The sequence below is a fragment of the Nocardiopsis sp. iso_238 genome, from assembly GCF_056173325.1.
In genome coordinates this window covers 3,211,531-3,228,988 of record NZ_CM149668.1, presented here as the reverse complement: position 1 = coordinate 3,228,988, position 17,458 = coordinate 3,211,531, and the positions used below count along the sequence as shown (strand labels likewise).

16 protein-coding genes are annotated in these 17,458 nt (G+C 72.8%); 8 read left to right on the top strand and 8 right to left on the bottom strand.

Features of this window, described 5'->3' with window-relative positions; all coding sequences use genetic code 11:
* Nucleotides 1–337: 337 nt before the first annotated feature.
* Together AC0VYL_RS14525 and AC0VYL_RS14520 are read right to left on the bottom strand one after the other, a co-directional pair.
* Entirely contained in the window at nucleotides 338–1,021 is a 684-nt protein-coding gene (locus AC0VYL_RS14525; RefSeq protein ID WP_475453275.1) for a nucleoside/nucleotide kinase family protein, read from the bottom strand.
* A gap of 140 nt (nucleotides 1,022–1,161) precedes the next feature.
* Nucleotides 1,162–1,698, bottom strand: coding sequence for an NUDIX hydrolase family protein (locus AC0VYL_RS14520; RefSeq protein ID WP_475453273.1), 537 nt, complete (start codon nucleotides 1,696–1,698; stop codon nucleotides 1,162–1,164).
* Between the two features lie 459 nt (nucleotides 1,699–2,157).
* Between AC0VYL_RS14520 and AC0VYL_RS14515 the strand changes: the two genes are divergently transcribed.
* Complete coding sequence (locus AC0VYL_RS14515; RefSeq protein ID WP_475463073.1) at nucleotides 2,158–2,511, top strand: STAS domain-containing protein; 354 nt, start codon at nucleotides 2,158–2,160, stop codon at nucleotides 2,509–2,511.
* A 133-nt stretch (nucleotides 2,512–2,644) separates the two neighbouring features.
* Here AC0VYL_RS14515 and AC0VYL_RS14510 read toward each other — a convergent pair whose 3' ends face one another.
* Together AC0VYL_RS14510 and AC0VYL_RS14505 are read right to left on the bottom strand one after the other, a co-directional pair.
* Nucleotides 2,645–4,447 (bottom strand): PH domain-containing protein, encoded by a 1,803-nt coding sequence (locus AC0VYL_RS14510; RefSeq protein WP_475480446.1) that lies wholly within the window; start codon nucleotides 4,445–4,447, stop codon nucleotides 2,645–2,647.
* Nucleotides 4,444–4,941, bottom strand: coding sequence for a PH domain-containing protein (locus AC0VYL_RS14505; RefSeq protein ID WP_475453269.1), 498 nt, complete (start codon nucleotides 4,939–4,941; stop codon nucleotides 4,444–4,446). Before AC0VYL_RS14505 ends, AC0VYL_RS14510 begins: the two co-directional genes overlap by 4 nt.
* A gap of 120 nt (nucleotides 4,942–5,061) precedes the next feature.
* Here AC0VYL_RS14505 and AC0VYL_RS14500 point away from each other — a divergent pair, with 120 nt between their 5' ends.
* Nucleotides 5,062–5,970, top strand: a complete 909-nt coding sequence (locus tag AC0VYL_RS14500) for an SPFH domain-containing protein (RefSeq protein WP_475453267.1) — start codon at nucleotides 5,062–5,064, stop codon at nucleotides 5,968–5,970.
* A 16-nt stretch (nucleotides 5,971–5,986) separates the two neighbouring features.
* Nucleotides 5,987–6,235 carry a type II toxin-antitoxin system antitoxin gene (locus AC0VYL_RS14495; protein WP_475453265.1) on the top strand — a complete coding sequence of 83 codons (249 nt, stop codon included), beginning with the start codon at nucleotides 5,987–5,989 and terminating at the stop codon, nucleotides 6,233–6,235.
* A 53-nt stretch (nucleotides 6,236–6,288) separates the two neighbouring features.
* Here AC0VYL_RS14495 and AC0VYL_RS14490 read toward each other — a convergent pair whose 3' ends face one another.
* Nucleotides 6,289–6,948 (bottom strand): Uma2 family endonuclease, encoded by a 660-nt coding sequence (locus tag AC0VYL_RS14490; protein ID WP_475480445.1) that lies wholly within the window; start codon nucleotides 6,946–6,948, stop codon nucleotides 6,289–6,291.
* A 167-nt stretch (nucleotides 6,949–7,115) separates the two neighbouring features.
* Complete coding sequence (locus tag AC0VYL_RS14485) at nucleotides 7,116–8,780, bottom strand: FAD-binding dehydrogenase (RefSeq protein ID WP_475453261.1); 1,665 nt, start codon at nucleotides 8,778–8,780, stop codon at nucleotides 7,116–7,118.
* Between the two features lie 245 nt (nucleotides 8,781–9,025).
* Here AC0VYL_RS14485 and AC0VYL_RS14480 point away from each other — a divergent pair, with 245 nt between their 5' ends.
* Nucleotides 9,026–9,892, top strand: coding sequence for a hypothetical protein (locus AC0VYL_RS14480; RefSeq protein ID WP_475480444.1), 867 nt, complete (start codon nucleotides 9,026–9,028; stop codon nucleotides 9,890–9,892).
* Between the two features lie 43 nt (nucleotides 9,893–9,935).
* Here AC0VYL_RS14480 and AC0VYL_RS14475 read toward each other — a convergent pair whose 3' ends face one another.
* Nucleotides 9,936–11,030, bottom strand: a complete 1,095-nt coding sequence (locus AC0VYL_RS14475) for an alcohol dehydrogenase catalytic domain-containing protein (RefSeq protein ID WP_475453257.1) — start codon at nucleotides 11,028–11,030, stop codon at nucleotides 9,936–9,938.
* 247 nt (nucleotides 11,031–11,277) lie between these two features.
* Between AC0VYL_RS14475 and ddaH the strand changes: the two genes are divergently transcribed.
* Nucleotides 11,278–12,117, top strand: coding sequence for a dimethylargininase (gene ddaH / locus AC0VYL_RS14470; RefSeq protein WP_475480443.1), 840 nt, complete (start codon nucleotides 11,278–11,280; stop codon nucleotides 12,115–12,117).
* A 208-nt stretch (nucleotides 12,118–12,325) separates the two neighbouring features.
* Nucleotides 12,326–12,949, top strand: a complete 624-nt coding sequence (locus AC0VYL_RS14465; protein WP_475453253.1) for a TetR/AcrR family transcriptional regulator — start codon at nucleotides 12,326–12,328, stop codon at nucleotides 12,947–12,949.
* A gap of 45 nt (nucleotides 12,950–12,994) precedes the next feature.
* Here AC0VYL_RS14465 and speB read toward each other — a convergent pair whose 3' ends face one another.
* Entirely contained in the window at nucleotides 12,995–13,954 is a 960-nt protein-coding gene (speB, locus tag AC0VYL_RS14460; RefSeq protein ID WP_475453251.1) for an agmatinase, read from the bottom strand.
* Between the two features lie 144 nt (nucleotides 13,955–14,098).
* Here speB and AC0VYL_RS14455 point away from each other — a divergent pair, with 144 nt between their 5' ends.
* Both AC0VYL_RS14455 and AC0VYL_RS14450 read left to right on the top strand, forming a co-directional pair.
* The gene (locus AC0VYL_RS14455; RefSeq protein WP_475480442.1) at nucleotides 14,099–15,661 is read left to right on the top strand and encodes a PucR family transcriptional regulator; all 1,563 of its coding nucleotides are present in this window, start codon (nucleotides 14,099–14,101) and stop codon (nucleotides 15,659–15,661) included.
* A gap of 411 nt (nucleotides 15,662–16,072) precedes the next feature.
* On the top strand, nucleotides 16,073–17,422 hold the full coding sequence (locus tag AC0VYL_RS14450; RefSeq protein ID WP_475480441.1) for a GAF domain-containing protein: 1,350 nt from the start codon (nucleotides 16,073–16,075) through the stop codon (nucleotides 17,420–17,422).
* Nucleotides 17,423–17,458: the final 36 nt, after the last annotated feature.

The window sequence follows — 17,458 nt, the reverse complement described above, 5'->3', positions numbered from 1 at the left end:
TCGTCAACGCCGCCCCCACTTCGTCGAACGCGTCCGCCTCCACCAGATCGTCGCGGGGGGCGTGGGCGTGGGCGTGGTCGTCGGGAGCGGGCGGTGTCGGCTCCGGCTCCCCGTCGAGCCCGACGAAGGCGCGGACGGGTGGTCGAGCCGCCGTGTGTTCCGGCGGCGACGGGACCCCTTCGCCTCCGGCCCCGGACCTCCGGGGAGACCGGGGCGCTCGGTGCGGGGCGGCGGGGGCAGGTCCGGATCGAGCTCCGGTGCCCTCGGTGCCGCGCGCCACACGGTGTCGCCCGGGCGGTGACTGGTTCCTCCCCGGGGATCGGCCCGGGGGGAGGGGTCAGCGGGCGGAGTAGCGGTCCCTCGACCCGAGCCTGGGGACACCGCTCACCCGCACGACCCGGGTGCAGTGGTCCCGCAGGGTCTTCACGAGTTCTCCGTTGGGCCGGTCGCTGCGCTCGACCCACTCCTGGGCGGCGCTCACGCTCGCGCCGCCGGCCATCTGGCGGCGGCGCAGACGCTTCTCGCGGACCCGGTCCTCGGCCTCCACGTACCAGAGCTCCGCGAACAGTTCGCGCACCCCGGCCCACGGCTCCTCGTCGCTGGCGAGGTAGTTGCCCTCGGTGACGACCAGCCGTGTGCGGGGCCCGATCACGTGCTGGGCGGCGATGGGCTCGTGCAGCCTGCGGTCGTAGTCGGGGACGTACACCGGGTTGCCGGTCTCCGCCAGGAGTCGGCGCACCATCGCCAGGTAGCCGAACGCGTCGAAGGTGTCGGGCGCCCCCTTGCGGTCGCGGCGGCCCAACCGCTCCAGCTGGGCGTTGGACAGGTGGAAGCCGTCCATGGGCAGGTACCCGGCGGTGCCCGCGCCCGCCCGCTCGTCGACCGCGTGCACCAGGTAGCGCGCCAGAGTGGACTTGCCGGCGGCGGGGGCGCCGGTCAGTCCGAGGATCACACGAGCGGGACCCGCGCGCGGGTCCTCGGGTACCAGGGCGAGCGCGTCGGCGACGAGGGATGCGAGCATGGCCTCCAGCCTAGACCCACTCCTCGTAGGAGATTCGGAGGTCGCCCCGCACGCGAGGGGGGAGATCCCGGGCCCCGGGTCCGCGAAGGACCCGGGGCCCGGGGCCCGCCCTCAGCCCTGGCGGGCCCCGGCGAGCGGCGTCACGGCGCGTGCCCCACGTGGGCGAGCGCCTGACGGACCAGGACGCCTTGGCCCCCGGGCATCTCCTCGCGCACCTGCGGGCTGGTGGCCTCCTCGGGGGTGAACCACACCAGGTCCAGGGCGTCCTGACGGGGCTGGCAGTCGCCGCTCACCGGCACCACGTAGGCCATGGCGACCGCGTGCTGGCGGGGGTCGTGGAACGGCGTGACCCCGGGGGTGGGGAAGTACTCCGCGACGGTGAACGGCTGCGGTGAGCTGGGGATACGCGGCAGGGCGACCGGGCCCAGGTCCTTCTCCAGATGGCGCAGGAGCGCGTCCCGCACCCGCTCGTGGTAGAGCACCCGACCGGAGACCACCGAACGGTTGAAGCTGCCGTCGGGGTCGGCGCGCATCAGCAGCCCCACGTGGGTCACCGACCCGGACTCGTCCACCCGAACGGGCACCGCCTGGACGTAGAGCACGGGCATGCTGGCGCGGACGTTCTCCAGCTCCTCGGAGGAGAACCATCCGGGCTGGGTGTCAGCGGTTTCGGTCATTGGGGTCGCGGTCGGCGCACTGCCCGGGGCAGCCGCGTCCCGCTCCCTCCCTTCGCTCTCTTCGTGTCCATGAGGGCGGTCGGGGCCCGTTCCCCAGGGGGAACGCCGCCACCGGCCGACACACGGGTGTCCAAGTACCGCTTTTACCGCACGAAGGCGCGGAAAGCACGGTGCGGGGGTCGGATCGGGAGTGTCCGAGAGAAAGGAATGGGGGTCCTGTGGAACCGGGGCCCGCGCGACGAGGCGACCAAACCCGGGGGACGGTGACACCGGGGTGGCGGTGGGGTCATATCAGCGAGATTCCGGCGGTTTTTCTCATGGAAACCCTCCCGGAAGCTACCTGAAGAGGTTACGATCTCGTACGCGGTTGCGTAGTGGAAAGGTTACGTCCGGTGAGAGGTGGCCCGAGTGGCGAAGGATGGCCCGTTCTCGGCCCAGGAACGTTTTCCCTGCACGGGAGTGACGGTGGTGCGCGTCCACGGTGAGGTGGACCTGGCCACCGCCGAACACCTTCGGGAACGGCTGCTCCAGGCCGCGGAGGCCTCCCGGTGCGACTGCCTGGTCGTGGACATGTCCGGGCTCGGCTTCTTCGACGCCAGCGGAGTACGCGCCCTGGTCGCCGTCTACCAGGTCCTGACCGGTCAGGGCCGACACGTGGTCCTGGCCGAACCCGCGCCCATCGCGGAGCGCGTGCTGGAGGCCCTCGGGATGCGGCGGCTGTTCGAGGTCTACCCCATGGTGGAGATGGCGCTCAGCCACACCAGCGGCCTGCGGGTGGACGGCGAGCCCATCTTCGACAACCCCGTGCCCTGACCCGCCGATCCCCGGGCGCGACCGTGCCCGGACACCCGGCACGTGCGCGGAGGCGGCCGTGTCCCGGCGCCCGGGGAAGTGGGGCACCGGGACACGGTCCCGCACGTGCGCGGCGGGCCCGACCCGCGTGCCGCTAGGGCAGCACGGAGGTTCCGGAACCGGGGACCCCGCCGTCGCCCTCCGCACGCACCAGGAAGGGTGCCAGGAGCTCGGGAACGGCCTCGTCGGCCCAGCCCAGGCCCTGCCCCAGGCCCACGTCCAGGGCCGCGTACATCCCCTCGCCGGAGGCGGTGGTCGCCGCCACGTCGGCCAGACCGAGCCGGCGCTGGAACGGCGAGCGCGTGATCCGCCAGCCGATCACCGCTCCCCGCTCCAACGTGACGGTGTCGCGTGAGGCCATCCCCTTGCGCACCACCAGGTACTCCGGGTGCAGACCGTGGCCCAGCCCCCGGTACGAACCGACCGCGTACCAGAACGCCGCCGCCGCGAACAGCAGCGCCACCGCGAACCAGCCCCACCCTGGGGTGGCCTCGACGGTCGGGGTGGCCAGCGGGAACGGCATGAACTGCTCCTCGGCGGTCCGCAGCGCCTCCCACCAGGCCTCGGTGGCCACCTGATGGAGCCAGGCGAGCCCGCCCGCCAGGGCCAGAGCCACCAGCGAACACACCGTCGCCCGGGTGAACCGGCGGCGCAGGGCCGCCTTCGGGTGGCGGGCCAGCGGCGCGTCCAGCGCCGAGGTCGGCCCTCCCATGAGGGCGGCGCCCAGCTCACGGGCCCGCCTCCCCGGCATGGCCGGGGACAGTCGGCTCTTGGCCTCGGCCTTCTCCGCGTCACCGGCGGACAGTCCGGTGGCCACCGCACGGACGGAGGCGCCGCCCACCGTCCTCAGCACGAAGGGCTCGTGGAGCACCACGCCGTTGAGGCGGCGGCCCTCCACCGACAGCGAGACGCTGGTCAGCAGTCCCCGCCGCAGCCGGACGGTGCCGTCGGGTTCACGGACGAGCCGGTAGTCCCACCAGGTCTCCACGGCGACCAGGAGCAGGACCGCCACCCCCGACACCAGCAGGGCCAGCAGCACGCCGGGGACGACCAGCAGCAGCTGCCCCATCACGAAACTCGACATCGCCTCCGCGCTGGGCAGGTCGGCCTGCTCCGCGATCCACTTCCACCCGTGGCCGCCGCTCTGGGCGTTGACACCGACCAGAGCGGCGATCACACCGAGGCCGATGCCGAAGGTGGCCGAGGTGGCGGGCGCGTAGGCGAACCAGCGCGGGTTCAGCCGGGCCAGCTCCGTCTCCTCCCCGTCCGGGACCTCCCCGGAGCCCTCGGGGCCGCCCGCGGGACCCGTGGCCGGGGCGGCGCGGCGCAGGAGTTCCCGGCGGAGCCGTTCTCCCTGGTCCGCGGTCACGTACTCCAGCTTGAGCTGGTCGCCGCCGCCGGAACCGGCCGACTCACCGGTGCCCACGGTCACCGCGCACAGGCCGAAGATCCTCGTGTAGACCGGGGCCGCCACGTCCACGGTGCGCACGCGTTCACGCGGGATGGACCGGTAGGCCCTGGCGATGATGCCCGAGCGCATCTCCATGCGCTCGGCGGTGACCCGGTAGCGCACCGCGCGGAGCCGCAACATCTCCAGGTAGGTCATCAGGGCGACGAAGGCCAGGGTGGCCGGGACCGGTACCAGCGCCCACCACGGGAGCCCCACGACGAGCAGGACGACGGTGCCGACGACGGCCGCCGGGACCAGGAACACGGAGACGATGACCGCCGAGGCCCACACGCTGAGCGGGCTCAGTCCCTCCCAGCCGTCCTCGGCGTCCGCGGCGACGGGTGGGGTGCCCTCCGTGGGCGGTTCGACGTGCTCCGGGGCGGTCCCGCCGTGGACGTGCTCCACGGGTGGGGCCTCTTCGGGGCGGTGGTCGTCATGGGAGGTCATGTCGCGTCCCCCGGAATCGCCTGGGTGCTGTCGGTGAGCTGGTCGGCCACCTCGGTCGCCAGCTCGTGGTCGAGGCCGCTGATCTCGATCGGACCGGCGGCCGAGGCCGTCGTGACGGTCACGCTCGACAGCCCGAAGACCCTCTGGAGCGGTCCGCGTTCGGTGTCCACGGTCTGGACGCGGGACATCGGGGCCACCCTCCACTCCTGCCAGATCCACCCGCTGGAGGTGTAGACGGCGGTGTCGGTGACCTCCCAGCGGTGCACCCGGTACCGCCACTGCGGCATGACGACCGTGATCAGCAGGCCGATCCCGCCGATGACCCCGGCCGCGACCAGGAACCAGAAGCGCACCGGTTCCCAGATCAGTGCGGGGATGACCGGGATGACGGTGAGCAGGACCGTCACCGCGAGGGAGCGGGTCGTCCACCACCAGATGGCGCGCCGGTCCACGCGGTGGTGCGGCGGTCGCAGGCGCAGAGCGTCGGTGCTCATCGCGTCCACGTCTCCTCTCAGTCAGGGCCCCGGGGGGAGGCCGTCCATAAAAAGTGATATCACAATGCTATGCTCAAGTCATCACACGAGGAACGAGCTCCAAGGAAGGAAGGCCGACAGATGAGCGAGACGTCCAGCGTCGTCAGGCCAGCACCGCAGTACAGGGAACGTGAGGCCTTCGGGTCCGGCGGCATCCCCATGTTCGTGGTGTCGGTCGTGCTGTTCCTGGGCGGAGCCGCGATCGCCGCCCTGCCCCTGCTCGGCCTGCACGGGTCCCTGATCGCCGTCGGCGTCGTGATCGCCGCCGTGGGCGTCGTCCTGGCCATCGGTCTGACGATGGTCGCGCCCAACGAGGCCCAGGTCGTCCAGTTCTTCGGCCGCTACGTCGGGACCATCCGCACCGACGGTCTGCGCTGGGTCAACCCGCTCACCGTGCGCAACGCGATCTCCACGCGCATCCGCAACCACGAGACCTCCGTCATGAAGGTCAACGACGCCTCGGGCAGCCCCATCGAGATCGCCGCCGTCGTCGTCTGGCAGGTGGAGGACACCGCACGCGCCTCCTTCGAGGTCGACGACTTCATCCAGTTCGTCTCCACCCAGACTGAGGCCGCCGTCCGCCACATCGCGGGCAAGTACCCCTACGACTCCTATGGCGACGACGCCGTGCCCTCGCTGCGCGACAGCGCCGACGCCATCACCGAGCAGCTGTCCAAGGAGGTCGCCGAGCGGGTCGACGCGGCGGGCGTGAAGGTCGTGGAGTCCAGGTTCACCCACCTGGCCTACGCCCCGGAGATCGCCCAGGCCATGCTCCAGCGCCAGCAGGCCAGCGCCATGATCGCGGCCCGCGCCGAGATCGTGGAGGGAGCCGTCACCCTGGTCGACCGCGCGCTGGAGCGCCTGTCGGACGAGGACGTCGTGGACCTGGACGAGGAGCGCAAGGCCGCCATGGTCAGCAACCTGCTCGTGGTGCTGTGCTCGGACCGCCCCGCCAGCCCCGTCGTGAACACCGGGACCCTCTACCAGTAGATCCGGGTGAGGTGCCGTGCCCGAGCGCAAGAAGGTGCTGCTGCGGCTCGACCCCGCCGTCCACGACGCGCTCGCGCGCTGGGCCGGGAACGAGCTCCGCAGCACCAACGCCCAGATCGAGTTCCTCCTGCGCCGCGCCCTGGACGAGGCGGGCCGGATGCCCAGGGAGGCCAAGGACATCCCCCGCAGGGGGCGCCCGCGCAAGGGTGCCTCCGAGGACCCGGAGGGTCCGACGGATCCGGAGACGGGAACGGAGCGGACATGACGGAGCCGGGTGCCCGACGGGCACCCGGCTCCTCCCAGTCGTGGGTCGGGCGTCTAGGCGTCGTTCTCCGGCTTCTCCGTCTCCTGCTCCGCGTGCGTCTCATCCGCCTCCCTCGGTCCTCCGACGTGTTCCCGCCAGTCTCCGTCACTGCGGAGCAGCCACTGGGGTGCGACCCGTACCGGGAACGGCAGATCGGTGTCGAGGACGTCCTTACCGAACGCCGCCGCCACCTCCGTGTACTCACCGTCCTTGAGCCGCAGCTCGATGATGCTTGGGGCGTTGGGGTCGGGGGTGATCAGCCAGTACGAGGGGATACCGAAGGCTGCGTACTCGTGCTTCTTGGTGTGGTGGTCCCGAAGGACGCTCTCCGGTGACACCACTTCCACTGCCAAGAGCGGGGGCCTGGTCAGGTACGGACTCTCGGCATCCTCCGCGCGAATGACCACCAGGTCCGGAATTCGGTGGTGGGTCCGGTCGGCGTTGAAGTTGATGCCGGGCGCGGTCACCACCTCGAAGTCCACCGGTGCCACGGCGCTCAGATGAAAGCCGAGCCGAGATTCGACCCGGCTGTGCAGGAACACGGGAGCGGGAGACACGTCAAGCCTCCCGTCGACCAGCTCGTACCGCCGTCCGTCGTCCGGCGTGCGTTGCAGGTCGTCCACAGTGAGTCGTGTCGGTTCCGGGTCCGTTTCGCCGGTAGTCATGACACTCATGATGCCTCCTTGGTCGCATGGAGACCAGCGTGTCGGACCCTTTGGCCGCTCCGTGCGGGAATAGCGAAATTCGCGAGTAAGTGACCACATCATTCGCTTCTCGGGTCTGCCCGTAAACCAGTGGAAGGGGAGGGTACGTACCCGCCGTACCCGCCCCCTCGCCGCGCCTAGCCCAGGGCGGCCGCGGCGGCCCTGCCCGCCGTGCGGCCGGAGAAGAGGCAGCCGCCCAGGAAGGTGCCCTCCAGGGACCGGTAGCCGTGCACGCCGCCGCCGCCGAACCCCGCCACCTCACCGGCCGCGTACACCCCCGGCAGAGGCGTGCCGTCGGCCCGGAGCACGCGGGCGTCCAGGTCGGTGTGCAGGCCCCCGAGGGTCTTGCGGGTGAGGACGTGCAGGCGCACCGCGATCAGCGGACCGGCCTTGGGATCGAGGATCTGGTGGGGTCTGGCCACACGGGCGAGCCGGTCCCCCCGGTAGTTGCGGGCGCCGTGGATCGCCATGACCTGGAGGTCCTTGGTGAAGGTGTTGACCATCTCCCGGTCGCGGGCCACCACCTCGCGGGTCACCGTGTCGGCGTCGAGGACGTCGTCGCCCGCGACCTCCCTCATCTTCCGGATCAGCTCGGGCAGCCGGTCCGCGACCACGAAGTCGGCCCCGTTCTGCTTGAAGGCCTCCACCGGTCCCGGGGCGCCGGGGAGCACCCGCTGGAGGACCAGCTTCACGTCCCTCCCGGTCAGGTCGGGGTTCTGCTCGGAGCCCGAGAGCCCGAACTCCTTCTCGATGATCTTCTGGGACAGCACGAACCACGTGTACTCGTGGCCGCTCCTCATGATGTGGTCCAGCGTGCCCAGCGTGTCGAACCCGGGGAAGTACGGGGCGGGCAGCCGCCGACCGGTCGCGTCCAGCCACAGCGACGACGGGCCGGGCAGGATACGGATGCCGTGTCCCGCCCAGACCGGGTCCCAGTTCTGGATGCCCTCGGTGTAGTGCCACATCCGGTCCCGGTTGATGATCTCGCCGCCGGCCTCCTCCGTGATGCCGAGCATGCGACCGTCCACGTGGGCGGGCACCCCCGACAGCATGTGCCGGGGCGCGGTGCCCAGCCGCTCCGGCCAGTTCCGGCGGACCAGGTCGTGGTTGGCGCCGATTCCCCCCGCGGTCACGATGACGGCCTGCGCGCCGATCTCGAACTCGCCCACGGACTCGCGGCTGCTGGCCCGTCCCCGTTCCACGTCGCTGGGGGCCAGCACCGCGCCGCGCACCCCGGTGACGGTTCCGTCGGTCACGACCAGACCGTCCACCCGGTGGCGGAAGCGCAGCGAGACCAGGCCGCGCTCGGCTGCCGCGCGGACCCGGCGTTCGAAGGGTTCGACCACGCCCGGTCCGGTGCCCCACGTGATGTGGAAGCGCGGTACCGAGTTACCGTGCCCGTCCGCGAGGTAGCCGCCGCGCTCCGCCCACCCCACCAGCGGGAAGACCTTGAGGCCCTGCTGGCGCAGCCACGAGTACTTCTCCCCGGCGGCGAAGTCCACGTAGGCCTCGGCCCACCTGCGCGGCCACGCGTCCTCGGGGCGGTCGAAGGCGGCGGTTCCCATCCAGTCCTGGAGGGCCAGCTCCTTGGAGTCCCTGATGCCCATGCGCCGTTGTTCGGGGGAGTCGACGAAGAACAGCCCCCCGAACGACCAGAAGGCCTGTCCGCCGAGCGACTGCTCGGGCTCCTGGTCCAGCAGGATCACCCGCTTCCCGGCGTCGGCCAGTTCCGCCGTGGCGGCCAGTCCGGCCAGCCCCGCCCCCACGACGACGACGTCGGCCTGGTCGACTCCGGTACCCATGTGGTTCTCCTCGGGGGTCGTCCGCGCCCCGCGGGCGCGGCGTGCGTGATGGTGTCGACTGTGCACCGGCCTGGATCGTGCGACAAGTCCGGTGTGTGTCCGCCGCCACATCCTTTGTCAGGGGGTGACAAGCCCAGGTGTGACAAAAGGTGATTGTTCGGACAGAATCTCGCTGTCGCGCACCCGAGGTTCGTTGCCTCGGACCATCACGGGTCATCGAGCGCGTCCTCCCGAGAAGGTTCCCCGTGTACTTCCAACCCCCGACCCTCGATCCCGGCCCGGTGGCCACCGTCGTGGCGCTCGTCCTGCTCGCGTACTCCGTGGTGTCGCCCCCGTTGGCCCGGTCCTGGGCCGCCGCGCGGTGCGAGCGCGGCACGGGTCCGCACACCACCCACCACGCGGACGGCCTCCGCGCCGGTGCCTGGTTCCTGCTCGTCGAGGTCCTGCTGGCGATGGCCTTCGTGGGTACCGCCGACGGGGTGTCCGTCGCGGACCTCGGCTGGTCGGCGCCGGTCCCCGGCGACCTCCCCGAACCGGTCCTCGCCCTGGCGGGCACCGTTCTCGTGGGCGGTTTCCTGGCGTACCTCCTGCACCTGGCCCGGTCGAACCGCGCGCTCCTGCGCCGCGTCCGCTCCGGGAGGCCCCTGCCCGAGGAGGACTGGTTCCGCGTCCTCCAACTGCCCGGCGACCGGCGCGAGTTCACGGCCCTGGCCGTCGGCCGCGCCCTGGGGGTGCTGTCCGACGTGCTCGTCGTCTACACGGTGCTCCTGCCGGTGATGACGCTCGCCTTCGACTCCGTGCCCCTCGTGGTGACGGTGCTGGCCCTGCTCCTGGGCTGGCAGCACGTGGGCGGCGGCGGTGAGACGCTCTGGACGCAGACCCTGCTGGCCGTGCTCGGCCTGCTGGTCTACACGATCGTCCTGCCCGGATCCCTGGTCGGGCCGGTCCTGGTCGGGGCGGCCTACTGGACGGTCGTCCTGGGCACCCAGCGGCCGCTGGTCGGGCTCCCGGTGCCCGGCCGGGCCCGCCCCCTGCCCGAGGTCCAGGTGACCCTGCTGGACGCCCACGGGGAGCCGGTCGAGCGCCCCGGAGGGAGAACGGCCGACCGCTGACCCCCCGAGGGCGCCCGCCGTCCGGGCCCGGCGCCCCGTCCGCTCAGGAGCCGAACCGGATCAGCGACCGTCCCCCCCGCCCCCGGCGCATGCGCTCGAAGGCGCCGGGAACGCCCTCCAGCGGGATCTCGTCGGTGACCATGGCGGCCAGGCGCAGGTCACCGGAGCGGACCGGCTCCGCGAGCAACGGGATGTCCCGGGCCGGGTCGGAGGACCCGTACACACAGCCCTGGAGCGTGCGGGCCTGGTGGAACAGCTCCAGGGCGCTGAAGGACACCTCGTCCCGGTGCGAACCCACACCCACCACCGTCACCGTCCCGCCCCGCCGCGACGAGTTCCACGCGGTGCGCACCACCTCGGCCCGGCCCACCACCTCGAAGGCGTGGTCGACCCCGCGCCCGGCGGTGAGTCCCCGCACGGTCCGGTGGGTGTCCGGGCCCGCGACCAGGAAGTCGGTGGCACCCAGCGAGCGGGCCAGGTCCTCCTTCTCCGGGGAGACGTCCACCGCGATCAGGGGGTCCGCGCCGGCGATCCGGGCCGCCTGGAGGAGCGACAGACCCACCCCGCCCATGCCCAGGACGAGCGCGGACTGGCCCGGGCGCACCTTCGCGGCGTTGTTCACCGCGCCCCAGCCGGTGATCACGGCGCAGCCCAGCACCGCCGCGACCGCCGGGTCGACGCCCTGCGGCAGCGGCACCAGGGCGCTGACCGGCACCACCGTGGCCTCGGCGAAGGCACCCGTGTTCAGCCCCGGGTAGACGGGCGTGCCGTCGGCGAGCTCGGCGTAGGGGGAGAGCGTTCCGTCCAGCGCGCGCTCGCACAGGTGGGGTTCGCCCTGTTCACAGAACCAGCAGACCCGGCAGGCCGGTGCCCAGTTCAGGATCACCTGCTGGCCCGGCACGACCCCGGTCACCCCGGGGCCGACCGCCTCCACGGTGCCCGCGCCCTCGTGGCCGAGCACGGCGGGCCAGGTCTGCGGGAGGGTTCCGTCGGACAGCGAGAGGTCGGAGTGGCACACGCCCGCCGCGACCATCCGGACCCGCGCCTGGCCGGGGCCCGGTTCCGGCAGGACGACGTCGCGGATCTCGGGGGGAGCACCGGTGGCGAGGAAGACGGCTGCCCTGACGGTCGTACTCATGGTGAGCTCTCCAATCGCGGAAGTCCCGCGACCCTAGCAATACCGGCCGGTCGGTCTCCTGCCCGGGTGCGCCTCCCCGAGAGCCGTGTCGCCTGTCGGGCGCCGAGGGCCCCCCTTTGCGGAAAGCCTGTGTTGGCGGGGCTTCGGGGCGGGTATCTCCCCTCTGTCCGCCGGAGGCCGCGGTGTGGTCAGGGCTCGGACCAGCGCGCGCCGCTCGGTCTCCGGTACACCTCGACGGGGAGGTTCCATGGCTCGACCCGACGGCCCCGTGGCCGCGCTCCCACGACGGCACTACCTGATGTGCCGTCCCACCTACTTCGCGGTGGAGTACGCGATCAACCCCTGGATGGACCCGGCGGCCGGGGTGGACCGCCCCCGCGCCATCCGCCAGTGGGAGGGCCTGCGGGACCTCTACCGGTCCCTCGGCCACCGGGTCAGCGAGATCGCGCCGATCGAGGGGCTGCCCGACATGGTCTTCGCCGCCAACGGCGCCCTGGTCGTGAACGGCCGCGTCTACGGCGCCCGGTTCGCCAGCGCCGAACGCACACCGGAGGGTCCGGCCTACCTGGACTGGTTCCGCCAGGAGGGGTACACCGAGACCCTGGAGCCCAAGTACGTCAACGAGGGCGAGGGCGACTTCATCACCCTCGACGACGTCATCCTGGCCGCCACCGGGTTCCGCACCGAGGCCGCCGCGCACCAGGAGGCCGAACGCCTGCTGGGCCGCCCGGTCGTCACCCTGCAACTGGTCGACCCGCGCTTCTACCACCTGGACACCGCGCTGTTCGCCCTGTCGGGCGACCGGATCGCCTACTACCCCGGCGCCTTCTCCGAGGGCAGTCTCAGGGTGCTGCGCTCGCTCTTCCCGAACGCGCTCATCGCCACGGAGGAGGACGCCTCGGTCCTCGGGCTCAACGCCGTCTGCGACGGCCGTGACGTGGTCATCGCCGCCGAGGCCGTCGGGCTCGCGGACCGCCTGCGGGCGGAGGGCCTCACGGTCCACCCGGTCGAGCTGGACGAGCTGCGCAAGGCCGGTGGCGGGGCCAAGTGCTGCACCCTCGAACTGAGGGACGCGCCCACGCGGTGACCCGCCCGGGGACCGGCGCCGGGCGGATACCGCGGGTACGCGGTGTCCGCCCCGGCCTCCGCGCTGTGGGATGCGCCACGTGCCCGACCCGGCGTGGCCGAGGCCGCACAGGTCACGCCCGCCCCGCACCTCCGTGCCGGAGCCGGTCCGGCGGCCCCGGACCAACGACCCGCGGCCGTGACCACCGACCCCCTTAGGCTCGGTTCACGTGACGACCAAACAACGCAGACTTCCGCGCGGTGTCAGGGAACAGCAGCTGATCGACGCCGCCGTCTCCGTGTTCTCGCGCGGCGACTACCGCACGGTCAGCGTGGACGAGATCGCGGCGGCCGCCGGGACCTCCAAGCCGACCGTGTACCACTACCTGGGGTCCAAGGAGGGCATCTTCGTCGCCTGCGTCCGCCGGGAGATGGAGCGGCTGGTCGAGGCGGTCCGATCCGCCGTCCACGACCCCGGCGCGCCCGAGGGCGACGACCCGCTGCGCCGGGGGATCCAGGCCTTCTTCACCTTCGTCGTGGACAACCGTGAGAGCTGGACCGTCCTCTACCGGCGCGCCGCCGTCCAGGGCGAGCCCTTCGCCGGCGAGACCACCCGGATGCGTGACCGCGTCACCTCCGAGGTGGCCGAGCTCATCACCTCCTGTACCCGGGACGGCTACGGCACCCTCGAACCCCGCGACGCCCAACTGCTCGCGCGCGTCGCGGTGAGCACGGCCGACGCCTTCGCGGACTGGCTGCTGGACCACCCCGACGAGACGCCCGACACCATGGCCGGGCACGTCACCGCGCTCACCTGGTCGCACCTGCGCGAACGCCACCCCGCGGGCTCCTGAGCGGGGCCGCCGCCGGTCGCGCGCGGAATGATCCAAGAACACGACCTAGCCCTCGGACCTCCGCTGGTGGTTCAGGGCCAGCAGACCGACCAGGTCGTAGGCCACGTGCGAGGCGGCCGTCGAGGTGATCTGGGCGTGGTCGTAGGCCGGGGCGACCTCGACCACGTCGGCGCCGACCAGGTTCAGGTCGGCCAGCCCGCGCAGGATCTCCAGGAGCTCGCGGCTGGTCAGGCCACCGGCCTCGGGCGTGCCGGTGCCGGGGGCGTGCGCCGGGTCCAGGACGTCGATGTCCACGGACACGTACAGCGGACGGTTCCCGATGCGCTGGCGCAGGGCGTCGGCGACCTCGTCCACACCCTTGCGCATGACGTCGGCGGCGGTGACGATCCCGAATCCGAAGCGGCGGTCCTCCTCCAGGTCGCGCTTGCCGTACAGCGGTCCCCGCGTGCCCACGTGCGCGATCGCCTCGGTGTCGAGGAGCCCCTCCTCCACGGCCCGGCGGAACGGGGTGCCGTGTGTGTAGGGCTCACCGAAGTAGGTGTCCCAGGTGTCCAGGTGGGCGTCGAAGTGCAGCAGGGCGATCGGACCGTGCTTGCGGTACAGCGAACGCAGCAGCGGCAGCGCGATGGTGTGGTCCCCGCCCAGGGTGACCAGCCGGGTCCCGGCGTCGACGAACGCGGAGGCGCCCTGGTCCAGGGTCTCCACGGCGTCCCCGACGGAGAACGGGTTCACGGCGATGTCCCCGCCGTCCACCACCTGGAGGCGCTCGAAGGGGGCCACGTCCAGGCCCGGGTTGTACGGGCGCAGCAGGCGGCTGGCCTCGCGGATCGCGGACGGCCCGAAGCGGGCCCCGGGCCGGTAGGACACCCCGGTGTCGAAGGGGACTCCCACGACGGCCACGTCGGCGTGTTCGACCTGGTCGATCCGGGGCAGCCGCGCGAAGGTCGCCGGGCCCGCGAAGCGGGGGACGAGGCTGGAGTCAATGGGTCCGATCGGGCTGTTCATCTGGTCCGTTCCTGTCGCGGGCTCGGTCACGGCCAGCGTAGGGAGCGGCTAGGCTCCGCTCCAGTGGCCGAACCGTACGAGGCGGCTCCGTTCTTTGGATGAACCATCCAAAGGACGCGCGTGGTGCGCGGGGGAGGGGGACACATGGTCGGTGCTACGGGTGCGGCGGACAGCCACGACGTGCCCCTGAGCGTGGTCACGGGCCGCCGCGACCTCGCCCTGACCACCGTGGTCGAGGCGGGCGACCCGGGCGTCACCTGGGCCGTGGCCAGCGAGATGGTCGAACCCGCCGCCTACCTGCGCGGCGGTGAACTCCTCCTCACCGCCGGGGTCAACCTGCCCGACACCCGGGAGGAGGCGCGCGCGTACGTGGCCTCCCTGGTGCGCGCGGGGGTCGCCGCCGTCGGCTTCGGAGTCGCCCCGGTCCACGTCACCGTGCCCGTGCTCCTGGTCGAGGAGTGCCGTGCCCAGCGGCTGCCGCTGGTGGAGGTGCCCGGCTCCACCGCCTTCGCGGCGGTCAGCCGGGCGGTCGGTGAGGAACTGGCCGAACGCCACCTGCGCGACGTGCGCCGACTCGGTGAGGCCCATCAGGGGCTGGCCCGCGCGGCCACCGCCGCCGCCCCCGTGGAACGGGTCCTCGCCGTGCTGGCCGACGCCCTCGGCGGCTGGGCGGCCCTGGAACCCACGGACCCCGCCGCACCCGCCCACCGCACCCCCGGCGCGCCCCGCACCGTCGCCCCCGACCTGCGCCCCCTGCTCGACCGGCTCACCGCACCGGCGGGGCCGCGCGGCGCCAAGGCCCCCAGCGATCCCGACGAGGTCTTCCTCCACACCGTCGGCTCCCCGCCCTGGGGCGTGGTCCTCGTGGGCCGCCCCGAACCCCTGGGCATCACTGACCGCGCCGTCCTGCGCACCGCCACGGCCCTGCTCGACCTGCTCGCCCGCACGGTCGACGACACCTCCGCCGTCCCCGGCAGGCTGCTCACCGGCCTCCTCCTGGACGGTGAGTTGGACGAGGCGGCACTGCCCCTGCTCACCGGGCTCACCGCCCCCGGGGGACCAACGGACGCGACCGGACTCCACCGCGTGCTGCGGGCCCGGCCCCCGGCGGCCGACGGCACCGGGGCGGCGGGCCCGTCGCTGGGCACACACCTGGTCGACCGCGTACGCGCGTCCGACGGCGGCACGCACCCGGAGGACACCGTGCGCGCGGTGCTCGCGGACCGGGGCGAGGAGGCCCACAGGGAGCACCTGGACCTGCTCGGGTCCCGTGGGTGGATCGCCGCCCTCAGCCCGCCCGTGCCGCCGCGCGAACTGCCCCGGGCCGACCGCCAGGCGGCGGCACTACTGGTCCGCGCCCGCGTCCTGGGGGCTTCGCGGCTCTGGGGTGAGGGCGCCGACCCCTTCGACACCCTCCTGGATCCGGCCGGGGCCGAGGATCTCAGCCGCGCGCTCCTGGGGCCGCTGGCCCGGGACACCGCGGCCGCCCGGACACTGCGGGAGACCCTGCGCACCTGGTTGGCCCGCCACGGCAACTGGGACCGCGCCGCCGCCGACCTGGGAGTGCACCGCAACAGCGTCCGCTACCGGATCGGTCGCATCGAACGGGACCTGGACGTGGACCTGGCCGACGCCGAACAACGCATGCGCCTGTGGTTCGCCCTCACCCGCCATACCGGTTCCGAGCCCGACGGGCGACCCCTATAGCAGAAGAACTCCGCCCAGTGGAGCGGGTGGCCGCTTCCGGCCACGCCCACGCCCGGGTCGCGTGTTCGAGAACTCCGGTGGTGCGATGCCTTCCCGTGGAGGAACCGTGGTGAACAGCGAGGCTCAGTCGCCGCTGATCCCCACAGGAATCGGAAGGAGCCGCCCGAAAGACCCTCCGAATAGAACGCGTCTCGCGGTTCCGTTGGCCCCGCCCGACCCGAACCAGGAAACTGGGGTTCTCCTTGACGAACCTGAGGACCTGGGGGCCCACATGATCGCTAGTGACCAGCTGAGTGGGTTCCGGTCCACGGGCGGGCGCGGGGTGGTCGGGCCCGAGGCCCCACCCGACTGGTGGCGCCACGTCGCCGGGGACCGCCTCCGCGGCGCGACCGCGCTCCGCCGGAGTCCGCTGTGAGTGGGCGGGGCCAGTCCCTGGGCCGTGGCCAGGGCGTACGTTTCCCCCGGTTGGACACCGCGCTGCCCTCCGGGGCCAACGCCCGCGAGCACGCCGTCCTGCTCCGACGTGTCCACGACGCGCTGCTCACCGGGAGGCCGCAACCCGCGCCCCTGCGCCCGGTGATCGAGGACTCCTGGGGGCGCATGCGCCAGTTCGGTATCGACCCGGACAGCGCGCCGCCGCCCAGGATGGCCCGGCTGGACGAACTCCAACGCTACCGGGACGCCTCACCCATCTCCGAGGTGCTCCCGTTGATCCGCCGCTCCCTGGTGTCGGTGGCCGACGAGGCCGAGCACATCATGCTGGTGACGGACGCGTCCGGGCAGGTGCTGTGGCGGGAGGGCTCGCGCCGGATGCGCACGGTCGGGGACCGGGTCGGCCTGGTGGAGGGCGCCTTCTGGAACGAGGGCAGCGTGGGCACCAACGCCATCGGTACCGCGCTCGTGGTGGGGCGCCCGCTCCAGGTCTACTCCGCCGAGCACTACGTGCGCAGCCTGCACGCCCTCACCTGCGCCTGTGCCCCCGTGCACGACCCCCGTGACGGGCGCCTGCTCGGTGCCATCGACGTCACCGGCCCGGTCTCCACCGTCCACCCCACCACCCTGGCCCTGGTCAACGCGGTCGCCCAGCTGGCCGAGGCGCACCTCCAAGGCCTGCACCACAGCCACCTGGAGCGGCTGCGCTCGGTGGCCGCGCCGCTGCTGGCGGGGCTCTCCCGGCCCGCGCTGGTGGTGGACGACACCGGCTGGACCGCCGCGGCCGTCCACATGGAGCCGGTCCGGCGGGTGCTGCTGCCCAAACACTGCGAGGGCGGGACCGCGTGGCTTCCGGCGTTGGGGGAGTGCGCCCTGGAACCGTTGCCCGGTGGTTGGCTGATCCGTCCCAGCCCGGGGGACCGGGCCGTGCCCTCCACCGTCACCCTGGACCTGACCCGGTCCGGCTCCGCCACCGTGTCGGTGGCGGGGGACAGCGGCGAGTGGTCGCAGCGCCTGTCCCCGCGCCACACCGAGCTCCTCCTCCTGCTGGCCGTCCACCGCGACGGACGTACCGGGACACAGCTCTCCCATGACGTGTTCGGATCCGACCAGCACGTGGTGACCGTACGGGCCGAGCTCTCCCGGGTGCGGCGCAACCTGGGCGGGGTGATCGAGAGCCGCCCCTACCGCTTCTCCGACGACGTGCGGGTCCGGGTGCTCTCCCCGGAGTCGTCGGTGGACCTGCTGCCCGGTTCGTCGGCGCCGGGTGTGCGGGAACTACGGGAGCGCGTGCGCAGGGAGGACCTGTTCGATCGCTCTGGGCGATGACGTCGCAACCTGTTGCAACCGTTGCCGACGCCGTGG

What these genes read in the sequence shown, in the direction of transcription:
- AC0VYL_RS14525 (WP_475453275.1), bottom strand. Translation starts at nt 1,021, where the DNA reads ATGCTCGCATCCCTCGTCGCCGACGCGCTCGCCCTGGTACCCGAGGAC.
- AC0VYL_RS14520 (WP_475453273.1), bottom strand. Translation starts at nt 1,698, where the DNA reads ATGACCGAAACCGCTGACACCCAGCCCGGATGGTTCTCCTCCGAGGAG.
- AC0VYL_RS14510 (WP_475480446.1), bottom strand. Translation starts at nt 4,447, where the DNA reads ATGACCTCCCATGACGACCACCGCCCCGAAGAGGCCCCACCCGTGGAG.
- AC0VYL_RS14505 (WP_475453269.1), bottom strand. Translation starts at nt 4,941, where the DNA reads ATGAGCACCGACGCTCTGCGCCTGCGACCGCCGCACCACCGCGTGGAC.
- AC0VYL_RS14500 (WP_475453267.1), top strand. Translation starts at nt 5,062, where the DNA reads ATGAGCGAGACGTCCAGCGTCGTCAGGCCAGCACCGCAGTACAGGGAA.
- AC0VYL_RS14490 (WP_475480445.1), bottom strand. Translation starts at nt 6,948, where the DNA reads ATGAGTGTCATGACTACCGGCGAAACGGACCCGGAACCGACACGACTC.
- AC0VYL_RS14485 (WP_475453261.1), bottom strand. Translation starts at nt 8,780, where the DNA reads ATGGGTACCGGAGTCGACCAGGCCGACGTCGTCGTCGTGGGGGCGGGG.
- AC0VYL_RS14475 (WP_475453257.1), bottom strand. Translation starts at nt 11,030, where the DNA reads ATGAGTACGACCGTCAGGGCAGCCGTCTTCCTCGCCACCGGTGCTCCC.
- ddaH (WP_475480443.1), top strand. Translation starts at nt 11,278, where the DNA reads ATGGCTCGACCCGACGGCCCCGTGGCCGCGCTCCCACGACGGCACTAC.
- speB (WP_475453251.1), bottom strand. Translation starts at nt 13,954, where the DNA reads ATGAACAGCCCGATCGGACCCATTGACTCCAGCCTCGTCCCCCGCTTC.
- AC0VYL_RS14455 (WP_475480442.1), top strand. Translation starts at nt 14,099, where the DNA reads ATGGTCGGTGCTACGGGTGCGGCGGACAGCCACGACGTGCCCCTGAGC.